Here is a 17,793-nt window from a genome sequence, read left to right on the forward strand (position 1 = left end):
AGCGCGGTCGAGGTGGGAGCCGGCTTGCCGGCGATGGGCCGCAGCGCGGCCCCAACGCTTCAAGTCAGAAGTGAACCTTGAGCAGGAAGCTCATGGTGTTCTGGTCGGTGGTGAAGGCATCGGAATCCTTGATGCCGTACTTGTTCTTCCAGTAGTCGTACTCCACACCCACATACAGCTGCTTCTCGCCCAGGTGCAAGGCCTTGCCCAGGTCATACTTGATCTGCGGGTTGAAGTGCAGGTTGGCCTGGTAGGTGCCGCGGCGGTTCTCGTCGTTGTCCACCACCCAGTCCATGAAACCGTCGATCAGCACATCGGACGAACCGACCGGAATGGTGTACGACCACACCGGGGTGATCTGCCACACGTTGTCGCCAGCGCGGCTGCCGTCGGTGGTGCGGTTGTAGAAGTTCAGCTGGAAGTAGTCGAAGCCAGGGATGTCCAGGTCGAAGCCAGGGCCGATCAGGTACGACTCGGTATCACCTTCGCCGAACTCGTAGGTCATCGCCAGCAGCACGTCCTTGACCGGGCCGAAGGCCAGCTTCTGGTCGAAGATCTTGCCGAACGACAGGCGCGGGCTGATTTCGCCGTAGTAGGTGTTCGGGCCATTGCCCTCATCTTTCTGGCCCTGGTAGAAGATCTTGTCGACAAAGATGAAGTTATCGCCGTACTTCCAGCCATCAGCGTGCTCGAAGGTCACGGTTTGCTGGATCGACGGGTTGACCTTGAAGTTCTTGCCCCACAGGTAGGTCAGGCTGTTGTTCTGCCATTGCAGCAGGTCGCCGCCGAAGGTGGTGCCACAGGCCAGCAGGCCGCCGGCGAGGATCAGGCTGTTGATGGTACGCATTGCGAGTGTCGCTCCCTTGATTGATCTATTGTCAGCGCTCGTTGTTGGCGCTTTTTTGTCTTTTGAGTCAGCTTTTTTCGATAGGCCACAGCTGTTTGGCAAGGGTTGAGCCAACTTTCCTGGGCTGGCAAAACCTTCCTGCTCGACTTCGTTCTGAACGGATGAAAAGGGTCTTTCAGGCTGGCAACACGTTGGCCAACCGCCCGAATTCATTGACTGAGCGGTCAGTAAACGCAGGCAGAATCCCTTCTGCCCTGATCGAGGGGGCGCGCAGATTACTGGCTTGCGCGCCTTGCCTCAAGTGCTCCGTCCTGGAGCAGTGTGGTACAAACTTGTGCGTTTGGTCAGCTTTCTAGAAGTGCACCTTGATCAGGGCACTGGTGACGCTCTGGTTACTGTCGATATTGCCTTGGCTGTCGATGCCGTACTTGTCCTTCCAGTAGCTGTACTCGATCCCCACGTACAGCTGCTTGGCGCCCAGGTTCAGGGCTTTGCCCAGGTCGTACTTGACCTGTGGGTTGAACTGCAGGTTGGCGTGGTAGGTGCCACGGCGGGTCTGGTCGTTGTCGACCACCCAGTCCATGTAACCGTCGATCAGAATGTCGGATTTGCCCACCGGAATGGTGTACGAGAAGGCCGGGGTGATCTGCCAGACGTTGTCACCGGGGCGGCTGCCTTCGGTGTTGCGCAGGTAGAAGTTGAGAGTGAAGTAGTTGAAGCCGGGGATGTCCAGGTCGAAGCCGGGGCCGATCAGGTAGGCCTCGTTGTCGCCCTCGCCACGCTCGTAGGTCATGGCCAGCAGCACGTCCTTGATCGGGCCGAACGCCAGCTTCTGGTCGAAGATCTTGCCGAACGACAGGCGCGGGCTGAACTCACCGTAGTAGCTGGTCACGCCTTTGCCTGGGTCGGGCTTGCCGTTGTAGAAGACCTTGTCGACGAACATGAAGGTATCGCCGTACTTCCATTTGTTGGCGTGCTCGAAGGTCACTGTCTGCTGGATGCGTGGGTTGACCTTGAAATCCTTGCCGTACAGGTAGGTCAGGCTTTCGCCATGCCACTGCAGCCATTCGCCAGCGTGGGCGGGGAGGGTGGCCAGCAGGCTGCTGCCCAGCAAGAGGGACGAGGTGATGCGTTTCATGTTGTGGTTCCCGGACTTATTGTTTTTGTTGGGTTTTTTTGGCGCACAGGCGCCCCGGACGGCCCATTCCGGCGGGCCGACGGTGTAGCGTTTACGGCGAATTCGAGGCGGGGCGGCAGTGCGCCGCCCCCCTTGCTCAATGCTGGTGACAGGCTTCGTTGTGCACCGCGCGGTCGGCACCACCAAGGATGTTGAACAGCACGTTCAACACCAGGGCACTGACCGTGGCCATGGCGATGCCACTGTGGGTGATGGGTTCCATCCACTGGGGCATCTGGGCGAAGAACTCCGGACGCACCACGGGGATCAACCCGAAGCCGACGCTCACCGCAACCAGCAGCTGGTTGCGACGGTCGCCGATGTCCGCCTCCTGGAGAATCTTGATCCCGGTGGCGGTGACCATGCCGAACATGGCGATGGACGCGCCGCCCAGTACCGCAGGCGGGATCGAGGCAATCAGGAAGGCCGCCTTGGGCAGCAGGCTGAGCAGGATCAGCAGTGCACCGGCCACGATGGTGACATAGCGGCAGCGCACCCCGGTCATCTGCACCAGGCCGATGTTCTGGGCGAACGAGGAGTGGGTGAAGGTGTTGAAGAAGCCGGCGATGAACGACGCGCCGGCATCGCACAGCAGGCCGCGGCGCAGCATCCCTGGGGTAACTTCACGATCGGTCACCTTGCCCAGGGCCAGGAACATGCCGGTGGACTCGACGAAGATGATCACCACCACCAGGCACATGGACAGGATCGGTGCCAGGCTGAAGGTCGGCATGCCGAAGTGCAGTGGGGTCACCACTTGCAGCCACGGTGCGTCGTTCAGGCCCGACAGGTCGACCATGCCGATGGAGCCGGCCAGGATGTAGCCCAGGCCCATGCCCACCAGCACCGACACGTTGACCCAGAAACCGCGCATGAAACGGTTGATCAGCAGGATTACCGCCAGCACCAGGCCGGCCACCAGCAGGTAGATCGGCGAGCCGAAGGTATCTGCCTGTTGGCCGCCACCGGCCCAGTTGACTGCCACCGGGAACAGCGACAGGCCAATCGAGGTGATCACCGTGCCGGTGACCAGTGGCGGGAAGAAGCGTACGACCTTGGACATGAACGGCGCGATCAGCATGCCGAAGAACCCGGCGGCGATGGTCGCGCCGAAGATCCCCTGCAGGCCCACGCCAGGCATGCCGGCCATGGCCACCATGCTGCCGACGGCAGCGAAACTGGCACCCATCATTACCGGCATGCGGATGCCCACCGGGCCGATACCGAAGGACTGGATGATGGTAGCGACGCCAGCGACCAGCAGATCGGCGTTGATCAGGAAAGCGACTTCTTCACGGGACAACCCGGCGGCCTGGCCGATGATCAATGGCACGGCGATGGCGCCACCGTACATCAGCAGAACGTGTTGCAGGCCAACCAGGATCAGTTGGAACAGGGGCAAGGGCTCGCGCGGCGGCGCAACAGGGATGTACGCCTTGCGTGACTCGGACATGCAGCACCTCGAGTTTTGTTTTTATTCTCGGATCCAAGCGCCGGCCTCAGGCGGCAGGCTCACTGGGAAGAGAGCCTGGGGTTCCCGCCTGACGCTGAACGCTCGATGCTTGCTTGTTGCGTAATACATGAAGCCTGAGGCTGGCTTTGCCGGCCTCTTCGCGGGCACGCCCGCTCCCACAGGGTGATCCCCCTTGGGAACGGGTTGCCTGGCGAGGTGCTATCAGTTGACCGGGGCGCCTTTGGCGATCCAGTCACCGACCAGCTTGCGCTCTTCGGTGGTCATCTGGGTGATGTTGCCCAGCGGCATGATCTGGCTGGCGACCGCTTGCGCCTGGATGCGCGCGGCCTGGGCCTGGATCTGCTGCGGGGTGTCGAACATCACGCCGGCAGGGGCGGCGCTGAACAGTGGGCTGGTCGGCTTGGACGAGTGGCACACGGTGCAGCGTTCCTGGATGACATTGTGGATCTTGTCGAAGCTCTCGCCGCCAGCCTGGGCGGTGGCCTGGGCAGGGGCTTCGGCCGGCGCGGCAGGCGCTGCGGCAGCCTTGGCGGCGTCCTCGGCGCGTTGCTCGGCAGCGGTCTTGCCACCTACAGCGGTCGCAGGCAGTGGCTGGTACTCGACCTTCGCCGCGGCTTGCTCAGGGCTGACGGCCATCGGTTTCGGACCGGTGACGTAGGCCAGGCAGATCATCGCCAGGGCGCCGACTGGCAGGGTCCAGGCGTACTTGTTGCTGTCGTGGCGGGTGTTGAAGTAGTGGCGGATCAGGACCGCGGCTACTGCGATACCGGCCAGGATCAGCCAGTTGTACTGGCTACCGTAGGTGCTCGGGAAGTGGTTGCTGATCATGATGAACAGCACCGGCAGGGTGAAGTAGTTGTTGTGGCGCGAGCGCAGCAGGCCCTTGGCCGGCAGTACCGGGTCTGGGGTCTGGTTGTTCTCGATCGCAGCCACCAGCTGGCGCTGGGCCGGCATGATGATGCGGAACACGTTGCCGACCATGATGGTGCCGATGATCGCGCCGGTGTGCAGGTACGCACCACGGCCGCTGAACACCAGGCTGAAGCCCCAGCACGCGGCGATGATCAGCACGAACAGTACAGCACCGAGCAGCGCTGGCTTCTTGCCCAGGGGCGAGTCGCACAGGAAGTCGTAGATGAACCAGCCGGCGATCAGCGAGCCGATACCGATGGCCACGCCTTCGGCACCGCTAAGGGTGCTGCCAGGGGCCAGCAGGTACAGGGTCGGGTTCCAGTAGAACACCACGCACAGCAGGGCGATACCGGACATCCAGGTGAAGTAGGCTTCCCATTTGAACCAGTGCAGGTTCTCGGGCATTTTCGGGGGTGCGAGCTTGTATTTCTCCAGGTGGTAGATACCACCGCCGTGAATTGCCCAGAGATCACCCGACAACCCATCGCGCGGGTTGCTTCGGTTCAGGTGGTTCTCCAGCCAGACGAAGTAGAACGATGCACCGATCCAGGCGACACCGGTGATCATGTGAACCCAGCGAATGCTCAGGTTCAGCCATTCGTGAAGGTGTGCTTCCACAGTATGTACCTCTTGCCGGTCACCCGCTCGGGCATTGCCCTTGAATGACCGACCTTTTCTTATTGGTGGGGATTGAGGACCAGCATCTGTTCCTCGGTGAAGTAATGCTCGTCGCAGTTGTTGCCGGAACCACTGCGATCAACCACCAGGAAGTCATCCCGCTTTTCGATCGTCAGCACCGGGTGGTGCCAGACGCCGCGATGGTAATTGACGCCCTGCCTGCCATTACTGCGGAAGGCTCGGACCAAACCTGATACAGGTGCATCGCCAACTGGCGCGACCACGATCAGAAAGGGGTTGCCGAGCAGCGGGATGAAAGCCTGGCTGCCCAGCGGATGGCGTTCCAGCATGCGCACGGTCAGCGGCATGTCCAGCGCGTCGGCGCGGAAGATGCTGATGATCGCCTTGTCTTCAGGCTCGGCGGTTTCGACCGTGGCGAGCTTGTGGAAGCGCATGGTCGAGCCGTTGTTGATCATGAAGTGGTCGCTGCCGTCGGTTTCGATCACGTCTCCGAAAGGGGCGAAGGCTTCTTTGGTCAGGGGCTCGATCATCAGGGTGCGCATGCGGATATCTCTTCTATGTTCGTTGTTCTGGATAAGGCTCAAGCGTTGCGGCGGCTTTACAGCTGCAGCAGGCGGAACAGGGCGATCAGGTTGATCTGCGCCAGGGCTTCCTTGAATTCGGCATCGGCATCGTTGTGGATGCGTTTTTCGAAGGAGGCGAGGATCTGGTGCCGGTTGCTGCCTTTTACCGCCATGATGAACGGGAACTGGAACTTGGCCTTGTAGGCGTCGTTCAGCTCGGTGAAACGGGCGAACTCTTCGGCGGTGCACTGGTGAATACCGGCGCCGGCCTGCTCGTTGGTGCTCGATTCAGTCAGCTCGCCCTGGATGGCGGCCTTGCCGGCCAGGTCCGGGTGAGCGTTGATCAGCGCCAGCTGGTCGGCGTGGTTGGCGCTGAGCAGGATGTCGCTCATGCGCTGGTGCAGCGCCTCGATCTCGTCCAGCTCGCCCAGTTGGCCCAGGTCGTAGGCTTTTTCGGCTACCCACGGCGAGTGCTCGTAGATGTCGGCGAATGCCTTGACGAAGGCGTCACGGCCCAGGGCGGATGGCTTGAGGGTGTTGAAGGCGGTCATCAGGCGTTCTCTTTCTTGTACGGGTGGGTGGCGTGCCAGTGGCGGGCGATGTCCACGCGACGGGCGAACCAGACCTGGTCATGGCTTTTTGCGTAATCGACGAAGCGCTTCAGTGCGGCCAGGCGTGCCGGGCGGCCGACCAGGCGGCAGTGCAGGCCGATGGACAGCATTTTCGGTGCTTCGGCGCCTTCGGCGTACAGCACATCGAAGGCGTCCTTCAGGTACTGGAAGAACTGCTCGCCGCAGTTGAAGCCCTGTACCTGGGTGAAGCGCATGTCGTTGGTGTCGAGGGTGTAGGGGATCACCAGGTGCGGCTTGCCGGTAGGGTTGTTCGGCTCCCAGTAGGGCAGGTCGTCGTCATAGGTGTCGCTGTCGTACAGGAAGCCACCTTCCTCCATCACCAGGCGACGGGTGTTCGGGCCGGTGCGGCCGGTGTACCAGCCCAGCGGGCGCTCGCCGGTGATTTCGGTGAGGATGCGGATGGCTTCGAGCATGTGCTCGCGCTCCTGGGCCTCGTCCATGTACTGGTAGTCGATCCAGCGGTAGCCGTGGCTGCAGATTTCATGGCCGGCCTCGGCCATGGCGCGGATCACGTCGGGGTGGCGCTGGGCGGCCATGGCCACGGCGAAGATGGTCAGTGGCACGCCGCTGTCCTTGAACAGCTTCAGCAGGCGCCACACGCCGGCGCGGCTGCCGTATTCGTACAGCGATTCCATGCTCATGTTGCGCACGCCCTGCAGTGGCTGGGCGGCGACCATTTCCGAGAGGAATGCTTCGGACTCCTTGTCACCGTGCAGGATGTTGCGTTCGCCACCTTCCTCGTAGTTGAGGACGAAAGACAGCGCGATGCGAGCGTTGCCCGGCCATTGCGGGTGAGGAGGGTTGTTGCCGTAACCGATCAGGTCGCGAGGGTAGTCAGCGCTCACTGCAGTCTTCCTTCTTGTGCGTTAGTGCGGGGGGTGGGCGGACCGCGTCGGTATGTCGCACCACCGGATGGGCTGATTGTATACAACTTCTGAAATCTTTTGTAAGCCTGTTTTTCCGCATTTCTTCCCTTTTGTCGCCTCGCAGCGACCTGGAAAAACAGTGCAAGAAACCTGCCTGATTGGTCAGCTAATGACGTTGACGTCTTTACGGCGCCTGTATTTGCGACCGATGGGTCGTTTATGGGTAAGAAACGGCGGGTGCGACAGAAGGGCTCAAAAAATTGTGTACAATTTGGCGATGGAATGTCTTAATGGCGTCATTCCCGCACATCTCAGGCCCTTTGGCGTGATGATGGCCGTGTATTTTTTGCCCACAGATTGAACAAGAGGCGACAAGCAATGGGACGTTTGACCACACACGTACTGGATGCCGCGCATGGCTGCCCGGGCAGCTCGATCAAGGTCGAGCTGTACCGTGTCGAAGGCCAGCAGCTGGAGCTGGTGAACACCGCCCTGACCAACAGCGATGGCCGTGTCGACGCGCCGCTGCTGCAGGGTGACGACTACCGTACCGGCGTCTACCAGCTGCAGTTCAGCGCTGGCGACTACTACCGCGCTCGCGGTGTACAGCTGCCGGCCCAGGCGTTCCTGGATGTTGTCGTGCTGCGCTTTGGCATCGACGAGCAGCAGGAGCACTACCACGTGCCGCTGCTGATCTCGCCGTACAGCTATTCGACCTATCGTGGAAGCTAGTTGGTCGCTAGAAGAATCTTCGTAGGTCCTTTGGCCCGCTCTCACACTGGCGGGCTTTTTTTCGTCTGCTGTTTTTGTATCGCCTGCACCGGCCTCTTCGCGGGCTTGCCCGCTCCCACAGGTACGGCGCCGGGTTTTAAGGCTGTGGTGATCCTGTGGGAGCGGGCAAGCCCGCGAAGAGGCCGGTACAGGCTGTAGAAATAAAGAAAGGGCGCCTAGGCGCCCTTGGTTGGTGCAGCAGGGTTCAGAGGAACACGAACTTGGCAATGAAGATCGCGCACAGCACCCACAGACTGGCGGAGATTTCCTTGTATTTGCCAGTACCTGCTTTCAATGCCACATAGCTGATGAAGCCCAGGGCAATACCGTCGGCGACCGAGAACGTCAGCGGCATCATGATCACCGTGACGATCGCCGGAATGCTGTCGGTGGCCTCGTCCCAGTGGATATGCGCCATGCTGCCCATCATCAGCATTGCCACGTAGATCAGCGCACCGGCGGTGGCATAGGCCGGAATCATCCCGGCCAGCGGGGCGAAGAACATCGCCGCGATGAACAGCAGGCCGACCACCACGGCAGTCAGGCCGGTACGACCACCTGCGGCCACGCCGGCAGCACTTTCCACATAGCTGGTCACCGGCGGCACGCCGACCACGGCGCCGAACACACTTGAGGCACTGTCAGCCTTCAGCGCCTTCGACAGGTTCTCGATACGCCCGTCCGGTGCCACCAGGTTGGCCCGCTGCGCCACGCCCATCAGGGTGCCGGCGGTGTCGAACATGTGCACGAACAGGAACGCCAGCACCACGCTGATCATGCTGACGTTGAACACGCCGGCCACATCCATGGCCATCCAGGTCGGTGCCAGGCTTGGCGGCATCGACATCACCCCGCCGAATTTCACCAGGCCCAGACCCCAGCCGGCCAGGGTGACACCGATGATGCTGATCAGGATCGCACCGAACACCCGCTTGTAGCTGAGGATGGCGATCAGCAGGAAGCACACCGCGGCCAGCAGCGGCCCCGGTTCATGCAGCGAGCCCAGCTTGATCAGCGTGGCCGGGCTGTCGACGATGATGCCTGCCGTCTTCAGGCCGATCAGCCCGAGAAACAATCCGACGCCGGCCCCCATGGCATGGCGCAGGCTGACCGGGATGCTGTTGAGCAACCATTCGCGCACTTTCGACAAGGTCAGGAACATGAACAGCACACCCGAGACGAAGACTGCGCCCAGTGCCGTTTCCCAGTTGTAGCCCATGGTGCCGACCACGGTGTAGGTGAAGAAGGCGTTAAGCCCCATGCCCGGTGCCAGGCCTACCGGCCAGTTGGCGTACAGGCCCATCAGCAGGCAACCCAGCGCGGCGGCGATGCAGGTGGCGACGAAGGCGGCACCGTGGTCGATGCCGGCGTCGGCCATGATGTTGGGGTTGACGAAGATGATGTAGGCCATGGTGATGAAGGTGGTCACCCCGGCGATCATTTCGGTTCTGACGGTGCTGCCGTGTTGCTTGAGTTTGAAAATCCGCTCCAGCCAGCTCGTTTCGAGCGGTGGGGCAAGATCCAGCGTAGGGGCTTCGGATTTGCGGCTTTCCACAGCGAGTACTCCTCAAGTCTTTCTTGTTGTTATGGAGCCAGGGGCCTGAGCAATGCACTTGGCGGCTCCGCGAGGGAAGGCAGACGTCTGACCGGTTTGTTGACTTGTGGGTCAAGAAGTTGCTCGGTGGATTATGCTTTTGTGTACAAAGAATGCAAATAATGTTTTATGTTTTGTGTGCGCAATGCGTCGTACAACGGCTATATAGGTAAAAGGCCACCTGCAGAAACGGCTCAGCCTGTGTACAATGGCGCCATACTTTCCTTCGTGCCTCGAGAGCCCATGAACGAACAGCTGCAACCTCTGAAGAAACCTGCGCGTACCGGCAAGGCTGGCCGCAGTGGTACCCAGGACGACATCGTCTACGCGCATATTTTCGAGGCGATCCTCGAGCAGCGTCTGGCACCGGGCACCAAGTTGAGCGAGGAAGCGCTGGGCGAGATCTTCGGCGTCAGCCGCACCATCATCCGCCGCGCCTTATCGCGCCTGGCCCACGAAAGCGTGGTGCTGTTGCGGCCGAACCGCGGCGCGGTGGTGGCCAGCCCGACGGTGGAAGAGGCCCGCCAGGTGTTCTTCTCCCGGCGCATGGTCGAACGGGCCATCACCGAACTGGCCGTGCAGCACGCTACCCTCGAGCAGCTCAACGAGCTGCGGCAGATGGTGCGTGAGGAGCGCGACAGCTTCTCCCGTGGTGACCGCGGTGCCGGCATTCGTCTTTCCGGCGAATTTCACCTCAAGCTGGCCGAGGCCGCAGGTAATGCGCCGCTGGTCAGCTTCCAGCGCAGCCTGGTGTCGCAGACCTCGCTGATCATTGCCCAGTACGAAAGCGGCAACCGCTCGCATTGCTCGTATGACGAACACATGCAGCTGATCGATGCCATCGAGGCGCGCGATGCCGAGCAGGCGGTGAGCCTGATGATGCACCACATGGACCACATCGACAGCAAGCTGAACCTGGACGAGGAGAGTGCCTCGGACGATCTGCATGCGGTGTTCTCGCATCTGTTGAAAAAGCCCAAGGTATCGATCAAGGGTTGATCGTTTGCCTGGGTGATCGAGGGGCGATCGCGTAATGTAGGCCATGTGCAAAACCTGTGGGAGCGGGCGTGCCCGCGAACACGGGCGAAGCCCGTGCCATCCACCGCAGTGCTTGCTTCGCGGGCACGCCCGCTCCCACAGAGATGATTGCCATTTCTCGCCATCAGCTAAAGGTCTGCTAAATTCTTGTGAGCAAACCTTCATCAAGCAGTTGGGCTTGCGCATTCGTTGCGTTCAACTTCTTGAGGAATGGACTCATGAGCATGTCCCTCGGTAAACGCATGGGCGCCGAGCTTCTCGGCACCTTCTGGCTGGTGCTTGGCGGCTGTGGCAGTGCGGTACTCGCCGCCAGTTCCCCCATCGGCATCGGTGTACTCGGCGTCGCCTTCGCCTTCGGCCTCACCGTGCTGACCATGGCCTTCGCCATCGGTCATATCTCCGGCTGCCACCTCAACCCCGCCGTGTCGTTCGGGCTGGTGGTGGGCGGGCGCTTCCCGGCCAAAGAGCTGTTGCCCTACGTGATCGCCCAGGTGATCGGCGCCATCCTGGCGGCAGGTGTGATCTACCTCATTGCCAGCGGCAAGGCAGGTTTCGAGCTTTCTGCGGGATTGGCTTCGAACGGCTACGCCGACCACTCGCCCGGCGGCTACACGCTCGGGGCGGGCTTTGTCAGTGAAGTGGTGATGACGGCGATGTTCCTGGTGGTGATCATGGGCGCCACCGACGCCCGGGCGCCAGCGGGTTTTGCACCGATCGCCATCGGCCTGGCCCTGACCCTGATCCACCTGATCTCGATCCCGGTGACCAATACCTCGGTCAACCCCGCGCGTAGCACGGGGCCGGCCTTGTTCGTCGGTGGCTGGGCCCTGCAACAGCTATGGCTGTTCTGGGTAGCGCCGCTGATTGGTGCTGCGATCGGCGGCGCACTGTACCGGGGCCTGGCAAAAGAACCTTAGCGCTGGTGCACGCAACGCCCTGCGGCGTAGGTTTCACGCACGGTGCGGTCGTCGCCGAGGGTGGTCAGCACGAACAGGGTTTCCTCGATGCTGTTGGACTGCTGGATGCGGTAGTCCAGCAGTGGCGTGGCCTTGTAGTCCAGTACCACGAAGTCGGCATCGTTGCCCGGGCGCAGGCTGCCGATGCGGTCGTCCAGGCGCAGCGCGCGGGCGCCGCCGAGGGTGGCCAGGTACAGTGACTTGTACGGGTGCAGGCGCGCGCCCTGCAACTGCATCACCTTGTACGCCTCGTTCAGGGTGTTGAGCAGCGAGAAGCTGGTGCCGGCGCCAACGTCGGTGCCCAGGCCCACATTGACCTTGAAGCGCTCGGCCTGGGGCAGGTTGAACAGGCCGCTGCCGAGGAACAGGTTGGAGGTGGGGCAGAAGGCCACGGCCGAGCCGGTTTCGGCCAGGCGCTGGCATTCGTCATCGCACAGGTGCACGCCATGGGCGAATACCGAGCGTTCGCCCAGCAACTCGAAGTGGTCGTATACGTCCAGGTAACCCTTCTGCTCGGGGAACAGCGACTTGACCCAATCGATTTCCTTGAGGTTTTCCGACAGGTGCGTGTGCATGTACACGCCCGGGTGTTCCTTCAGCAGTTGGCCTGCCAGCGTCAGCTGCTCAGGCGTACTGGTCGGGGCGAAGCGCGGGGTGACTGCGTAATGCAGGCGGCCCTTGCCGTGCCAGCGCTCGATCAGTGCCTTGCTTTCGGCATAGCCGGACTCGGCGGTGTCGGTCAGGTAGTCCGGGGCGTTGCGGTCCATCATCACCTTGCCGGCGATCAGGCGCAGGTCCAGGCGCTCGGCTTCCTCGAACAGGGCATTGACCGATTCCGGGTGCACGCTGCCGAACACCAGGGCGGTGGTGGTGCCGTTGCGCAGCAGTTCCTTGAGGAAGATCTTCGCCACCTGGTCGGCGTGGCCCTTGTCGGCGAACTGCTTTTCGCAGGGGAAGGTATAGGTGTTCAGCCAGTCCAGCAGCTGTTCGCCGTAGGAGCCGATCATGCCGGTCTGCGGGAAGTGGATGTGGGTGTCGATGAAGCCCGGGGTAATCAGCGCGTCCTGGTAGTGCTCGACCGGGATATCGGCGTCCAGAGTCGGCAACAGTTCGGCGGCGTGGCCAACGGCGCGGATGCGGCCGTCGTCGACTACCAGCAGGCCGTCCTCGAAGTATTCATGGGAAGCCTCCAGGCCCACCTCGGCCGGGTCGGCGATGCTGTGCAGGATGGCGGCACGGTAGGCTTTGCGGGTAACGGTCATAACACACTCGTCAAATGGCTTGGCTGCGCCGGGAAGGCGGCAGCAACTGGGCAATGGGGCCGGCATTGGCGGCAGCGTCGTGCTGGCCGAAGCAGGCGTTGTAGGTGGCGATGATTTCACCGGCGATGGACACGGCGATCTCGATGGGCAGCTTGCCCTTGACCTCGGCCAGGCCCATCGGGCAGCGCATGCGCGCCATCACGGCATCGTCGTAGCCGCGCTCGCGCAGGCGGTGCTCGAACTTGACCCGTTTGGTCTTCGAGCCGATCAGGCCGAACCAGGTGAAGTCGTTGCGCTTGAGAATGGCGGCGGTCAGTTCCAGGTCGAGCTGGTGGTTGTGGGTCATGACGATGCAGTAGCAGCCTGACGGCAGGTCTGCCACTTCGTCGACCGGCTCCTCGCTGACCACTTTGGTCACCCCGTCGGGGATCAGGGCAGGGAATTCCTGCTCGCGCGAATCGATCCAGCGCACCCGGCAGGGCAGCGCGGCGAGCAAGGGTACCAGAGCCCGGCCGACATGGCCCGCGCCGAACACCGCGATCTGCGCCTGCACCGCGGCCATGGGTTCGAACAGCAGCACAGTGACGCCGCCGCAGCACTGGCCAAGGCTGGCACCGAGGCTGAAGCGTTCCAGGTGCGGGGTAGTGCGGTGCTCTTCGAGCATCTGCCGGGCGATGTGCAGGGCCTTGTATTCCAGGTGGCCGCCGCCGATGGTGTCGAACAGGCCGCTGGCGCTGACGACCATTTTCGAGCCAGCATTGCGCGGGGTCGAGCCGCGCTCCTCGATGATGGTAACCAGCACGCAGGCTTCGCCACGGGACTGGTGGTCGGCGAGGGCGTTGATCCATTGGTGCATGATGCAGATCCTCATTTCAGGTGGCCTGTACTGGCCCTATCGCCGGCAAGCCGGGCTCCCACAGGTGCAACACAGGGCTTGCCAGCGGTGCAGTTCCTGTGGGAGCCGGCTTGCCGGCGATAGGGCCCGAACAGGCGCCCACCCAACCTCAGTGAGTGACGGTTTCCAGCTCCGGCTCGGCAGGTTGCGCTGCAGCCACTGCCTTGCGCATCTGCTCGCAACCCCACAACACCCGCTCCGGCGTCGCCGGCGCATCCACCTGTGGCTGCACGCGGTAGTCGGCGATGCTGGCCACGGCGTCCTTGATCGCGCACCAGGCAGCGATTCCGAGCATGAACGGCGGCTCACCCACGGCCTTGGAGTGGAATACGGTGTCTTCCGGGTTCTTGCGGTTCTCCACCAGTTTTACCCGCAGATCCAGTGGCATGTCGGCCACTGCCGGGATCTTGTAGCTGGCCGGGCCGTTGGTCATCAGCTTGCCCTTGGCGTTCCACACCAGCTCTTCGGTGGTCAGCCAGCCCATGCCCTGGATGAAGCCGCCTTCCACCTGGCCGATGTCGATGGCCGGGTTCAGCGAATCACCCACATCGTGCAGGATGTCGGCGCGCAGCATCTTGTATTCGCCGGTCAGGGTGTCGACCACCACCTCCACGCAGGCGGCGCCGAAGGCGAAGTAGTAGAACGGCCGACCACGTGCCTGGCTGCGGTCGTAGTAGATCTTCGGCGTACGGTAGAAGCCGGTGCTGGACAGCGACACCTGGGCGAAGTAGGCCTGCTGCACCAGCTGCTCGAAGCTGACGATCTGGTCGCGCACGCGCACATGGCCGTTGCGGAACTCGACGTCTTCCTCGGTCACCTGGTAGTGCCGCGCGGCGAACTCGGTCAGGCGCTTCTTGAGGATTTCGGCAGCGTTCTGCGCCGCCTTGCCGTTCAGGTCGGCACCACTGGAGGCTGCGGTCGGCGAGGTGTTGGGCACCTTGTCGGTATTGGTGGCGGTGATCTGGATGCGGCTGAAATCGACCTGGAAGATCTGCGCCACCACCTGTGCCACCTTGGTGTTCAGGCCCTGGCCCATCTCGGTGCCACCGTGGTTCAGGTGGATGCTGCCGTCGGTGTAGATATGGATCAGCGCACCGGCCTGGTTGAGGAAGGTGGCAGTGAACGAGATACCGAACTTGACCGGGGTCAGCGCCAGGCCCTTCTTCAGGATCGGGCTGTTGGCGTTGAAGCGGCGGATCGACTCGCGGCGCTCGGCATAGTCACTGCTGGCTTCCAGTTCGGCGGTCATCTCTTCGAGCATGTTGTGCTCGACGGTCTGGTAGTAGTGGGTGACGTTGCGCTCGGTCTTGCCGTAGTAGTTGGCCTTGCGCACCGCCAGCGGGTCGCGGCCCAGGTGGCGGGCGATGTGGTCCATCACCTGCTCGATGGCGACCATCCCCTGCGGGCCGCCGAAGCCGCGATAGGCGGTGTTGGAGGCGGTGTTGGTCTTGCAGCGGTGGCCGTGCACGGTGGCATCGCCCAGGTAGTAGGCGTTGTCGGAGTGGAACATGGCGCGGTCGACGATCGAACCGGACAGGTCAGGCGAGTAGCCGCAGTTGCCGGCCAGATCGAAGTTGATCCCGTGCAGGCGCCCGTCGTCGTCGAAGCCCACGTCGTACTCGACGTAGAACGGGTGGCGTTTGCCGGTCATGGTCATGTCTTCGACCCGTGGCAGGCGCATCTTGGTGGGCTGGCCGGTCAGGCGCGCGACCACGGCGCACAGGCACGCCGGGCTGGCGGCCTGGGTTTCCTTGCCACCAAAACCGCCACCCATGCGGCGCATGTCCAGCACCACCTTGTTCATTGGCACGTCGAGTACTTCGGCAACCAGCTTTTGCACTTCGGTGGGGTTTTGCGTGGAGCAGTAGACGATCATGCCGCCGTCTTCGGTGGGCATCACCGAGGAAATCTGCGTTTCCAGGTAGAAGTGCTCCTGGCCACCGATGTGCAGGGTGCCCTGGATGCGGTGCGGGGCACTGGCCAGGGCAGCAGCGGAATCGCCACGCTGGTGGGTGTGGCTGTCGAGCACGAAGTGCTTCTTGCGCAGTGCTTCGACCACATCCAGCACCGGCTCCAGGTCTTCATACTCGACGATGGCGGCCATGGCCGCACGGCGTGCGGTGTCGAGGTCGCGGGCGGCCACGGCGAGCACCGGCTGGCCGAAGAACTCGACCTTGTCGATGGCCAGCAGCGGGTCGCCGGCCACCACCGGGCCGATGTCCTTGAGGCCGGGGATGTCTTCGTGGGTGATGGCGATGCGCACGCCCTCGAAGGCATAGCACGGCGTGGTGTCGATGCGCAGGATGCGCGCGTGGGCGCGGTCGGCGGTGCGCGCATAGACGTGCAGCTGGTTGGGGAATTCCAGGCGGTCGTCGATGTACACCGCCTCGCCGGACACATGCTTGTCGGCGCTGTCGTGCTTGACGCTGCGGCCGACCCCGGTGGTCAGGTCCTGGCTGAACAGTTCGGCCATCTCGGCCTGGCTCTTGGCTACGTGATGGTTAGACATAAGCGGTCACCCGGGTTTCGATGTACGGCGTTTGCTGTTCGATGAAGTACTTGCGCAGCAGGTTCTGCGCGGTCAGCAGGCGGTATTCCTTGCTGGCGCGGAAGTCGCTGAGCGGGGTGAAGTCTTCCGCCAGGGCCTGGCAGGCACGCTCGATGGCAGCCTGATTCCACGGCTTGCCGCGCAGCGCCGCTTCGCAGGCACGGGCCCGTTTGGGGATCGCCGCCATGCCGCCGAAGGCGATGCGCACACCGCTGACCACGCCGTCTTCGATGCTCAGGTTGAAGGCGCCGCACACGGCGGAAATGTCATCGTCCAGGCGCTTGGACACTTTATAGGCGCGGAACGCCCAGTCGCTGGTGGCGCGCGGCACGATGATCTTCTCGATGAACTCGCTGTCCTGGCGGGCAGTGATGCGGTAGTCGATGAAGTAGTCTTCCAGTGGCATCACCCGCTGGCGCTCGCCCTGGCGCAGCACGATCTGCGCATCCAGGGCAATCAGCAGGGGTGGCGAGTCGCCGATTGGCGAAGCGTTGCCGATATTGCCGCCCAAGGTGCCCTGGTTGCGGATCTGCAGCGAAGCGAAGCGGTGCAGCAGGGCGCCGAAGTCCGGGTATTCCTCGTTCAGTGCGCCGTAGCAGTCGGTGAGCGGGGTGGCGGCGCCGATTTCCAGGTGGCTGGCGGTTTTCTCGATGCGCTTGAGCTCGGCCACATGGCCGACGTAGATCATCACCGGCAAGGTCTTGTGGAACTGGGTGACCTCCAGGGCCAGGTCGGTGCCGCCGGCCAGCAGCCGCGCCTCGGGGTGCGAGCTGTACAGGTCGGCCAGGTCGGCCACGGTCAGTGGTACCAGGCAGCGCTTGTCGCCGCTGTTCAGCTCGCCGGTCTGGGTCGGCGCAATGGCCTTGAGGCGGCTGATGGTCTGTGCCTGCTGGGCATCGAACTGGTCGCGGCAGGGCTGGCGGCAGCTCTGCTCGGCGGCGTCGAGGATCGGCCGGTAGCCGGTGCAGCGGCACAGGTTGCCGGCCAGGGCTTCCTGGGCCTGGTGCAGGTCGGGGCCGCTGCTGTTCTTCTGCAGGGCGAACAGCGACATGACGAAGCCGGGGGTGCAGAAGCCGCACTGCGAGCCATGGCAATCGGCCATGGCCTGTTGCACGCTGTGCAGCTGGCCCTGGTGCTTGAGGCCTTCGACGCTGATCAGTTGCTTGCCGTGCAGCGACGAAACGAAGGTCAGGCAGGAGTTGAGGCTGCGGTAGCGCAGGCTGTCGTTGCCCTGGTCGTCCTGGGTCAGTTCGCCGACCACCACGGTGCAGGCGCCGCAGTCACCACTGGCGCAGCCCTCCTTGGTGCCAGGTTTGCCCAGGTGCTCGCGCAGGTACTGCAGCACCGTCATGTTCGGGTCCAGGGCATGCTCACTACGCAGCTCCTGGTTGACGAGAAACTGGATCACGGGGATGGCCTCGCAATGGTTTTATTGTTGTTGGGCGGACTCTAAGCAAGAGCTGTCCAGCTGGTCAATATTTTTCTGACTCAAAGGTCAAGAAATTGCTCATGTCCAAGCCCGGCCGCACACATTGCCCATATCCCAAGCATAGATCGCGCCGGGTGCCTGGATGCTTTGCAGGTCAAATAAACCGCCAGGCCCCTCTGCGCGATTACCG

15 protein-coding genes are annotated in these 17,793 nt (G+C 62.7%); 3 read left to right on the forward strand and 12 right to left on the reverse strand.

The annotated features are described in order from the left end of the window. Positions 1–64 precede the first annotated feature (64 nt). The 7 genes from B2790_RS16875 to puuE all read right to left on the reverse strand — a co-directional run bounded on the left by B2790_RS16875 (position 65) and on the right by puuE (position 7,089). Positions 65–847, reverse strand: a complete 783-nt coding sequence (locus B2790_RS16875; RefSeq protein ID WP_025340033.1) for an outer membrane protein OmpK — start codon at positions 845–847, stop codon at positions 65–67. A 352-nt stretch (positions 848–1,199) separates the two neighbouring features. Next, positions 1,200–1,985, reverse strand: coding sequence for an outer membrane protein OmpK (locus tag B2790_RS16880; protein WP_075045891.1), 786 nt, complete (start codon positions 1,983–1,985; stop codon positions 1,200–1,202). A 136-nt stretch (positions 1,986–2,121) separates the two neighbouring features. Next, positions 2,122–3,477, reverse strand: a complete 1,356-nt coding sequence (locus B2790_RS16885; RefSeq protein ID WP_013973535.1) for a nucleobase:cation symporter-2 family protein — start codon at positions 3,475–3,477, stop codon at positions 2,122–2,124. 222 nt (positions 3,478–3,699) lie between these two features. Continuing rightward, on the reverse strand, positions 3,700–5,028 hold the full coding sequence (locus B2790_RS16890) for a urate hydroxylase PuuD (RefSeq protein WP_013973534.1): 1,329 nt from the start codon (positions 5,026–5,028) through the stop codon (positions 3,700–3,702). Between the two features lie 59 nt (positions 5,029–5,087). Next, positions 5,088–5,591, reverse strand: coding sequence for an ureidoglycolate lyase (locus B2790_RS16895; protein ID WP_003259500.1), 504 nt, complete (start codon positions 5,589–5,591; stop codon positions 5,088–5,090). Between the two features lie 56 nt (positions 5,592–5,647). Further along, the gene (uraD, locus tag B2790_RS16900; RefSeq protein WP_025340030.1) at positions 5,648–6,163 is read right to left on the reverse strand and encodes a 2-oxo-4-hydroxy-4-carboxy-5-ureidoimidazoline decarboxylase; all 516 of its coding nucleotides are present in this window, start codon (positions 6,161–6,163) and stop codon (positions 5,648–5,650) included. Further along, positions 6,163–7,089: an allantoinase PuuE gene (puuE, locus tag B2790_RS16905; RefSeq protein WP_013973531.1), complete on the reverse strand. Its 927-nt coding sequence runs from the start codon at positions 7,087–7,089 to the stop codon at positions 6,163–6,165. Before puuE ends, uraD begins: the two co-directional genes overlap by 1 nt. 399 nt (positions 7,090–7,488) lie before the next feature. Between puuE and uraH the strand changes: the two genes are divergently transcribed. After that, positions 7,489–7,842 carry a hydroxyisourate hydrolase gene (gene uraH, locus B2790_RS16910; RefSeq protein WP_003259496.1) on the forward strand — a complete coding sequence of 118 codons (354 nt, stop codon included), beginning with the start codon at positions 7,489–7,491 and terminating at the stop codon, positions 7,840–7,842. 244 nt (positions 7,843–8,086) lie between these two features. Here the strand turns inward: uraH and B2790_RS16915 are convergent, their stop codons facing one another. After that, a complete protein-coding gene (locus B2790_RS16915; RefSeq protein WP_013973528.1) occupies positions 8,087–9,436 on the reverse strand; it encodes an NCS2 family permease in 1,350 nt (449 codons plus the stop codon). Between the two features lie 282 nt (positions 9,437–9,718). Here B2790_RS16915 and B2790_RS16920 point away from each other — a divergent pair, with 282 nt between their 5' ends. Further along, the gene (locus B2790_RS16920; RefSeq protein ID WP_085664005.1) at positions 9,719–10,474 is read left to right on the forward strand and encodes a GntR family transcriptional regulator; all 756 of its coding nucleotides are present in this window, start codon (positions 9,719–9,721) and stop codon (positions 10,472–10,474) included. A 257-nt stretch (positions 10,475–10,731) separates the two neighbouring features. Continuing rightward, positions 10,732–11,430 carry an aquaporin Z gene (gene aqpZ / locus B2790_RS16925; RefSeq protein ID WP_025340028.1) on the forward strand — a complete coding sequence of 233 codons (699 nt, stop codon included), beginning with the start codon at positions 10,732–10,734 and terminating at the stop codon, positions 11,428–11,430. Here the strand turns inward: aqpZ and guaD are convergent. From guaD to xdhA, 4 genes are all read right to left on the reverse strand, one after another. Further along, on the reverse strand, positions 11,427–12,731 hold the full coding sequence (guaD, locus tag B2790_RS16930; protein WP_075045889.1) for a guanine deaminase: 1,305 nt from the start codon (positions 12,729–12,731) through the stop codon (positions 11,427–11,429). The genes aqpZ and guaD overlap by 4 nt on opposite strands. Positions 12,732–12,741: 10 nt before the next feature. Then, the gene (gene xdhC / locus B2790_RS16935) at positions 12,742–13,587 is read right to left on the reverse strand and encodes a xanthine dehydrogenase accessory protein XdhC (protein WP_137164495.1); all 846 of its coding nucleotides are present in this window, start codon (positions 13,585–13,587) and stop codon (positions 12,742–12,744) included. Between the two features lie 148 nt (positions 13,588–13,735). After that, positions 13,736–16,135: a xanthine dehydrogenase molybdopterin binding subunit gene (xdhB, locus tag B2790_RS16940; RefSeq protein WP_286919278.1), complete on the reverse strand. Its 2,400-nt coding sequence runs from the start codon at positions 16,133–16,135 to the stop codon at positions 13,736–13,738. After that, a complete protein-coding gene (xdhA, locus tag B2790_RS16945) occupies positions 16,128–17,582 on the reverse strand; it encodes a xanthine dehydrogenase small subunit (RefSeq protein ID WP_025340024.1) in 1,455 nt (484 codons plus the stop codon). Before xdhA ends, xdhB begins: the two co-directional genes overlap by 8 nt. Between the last annotated feature and the right edge of the window lie 211 nt (positions 17,583–17,793).

It is taken from the genome of Pseudomonas sp. UBA6753 (assembly GCF_002453565.1).
Taxonomy (GTDB): Bacteria; Pseudomonadota; Gammaproteobacteria; order Pseudomonadales; family Pseudomonadaceae; genus Aquipseudomonas; species Aquipseudomonas putida_Z.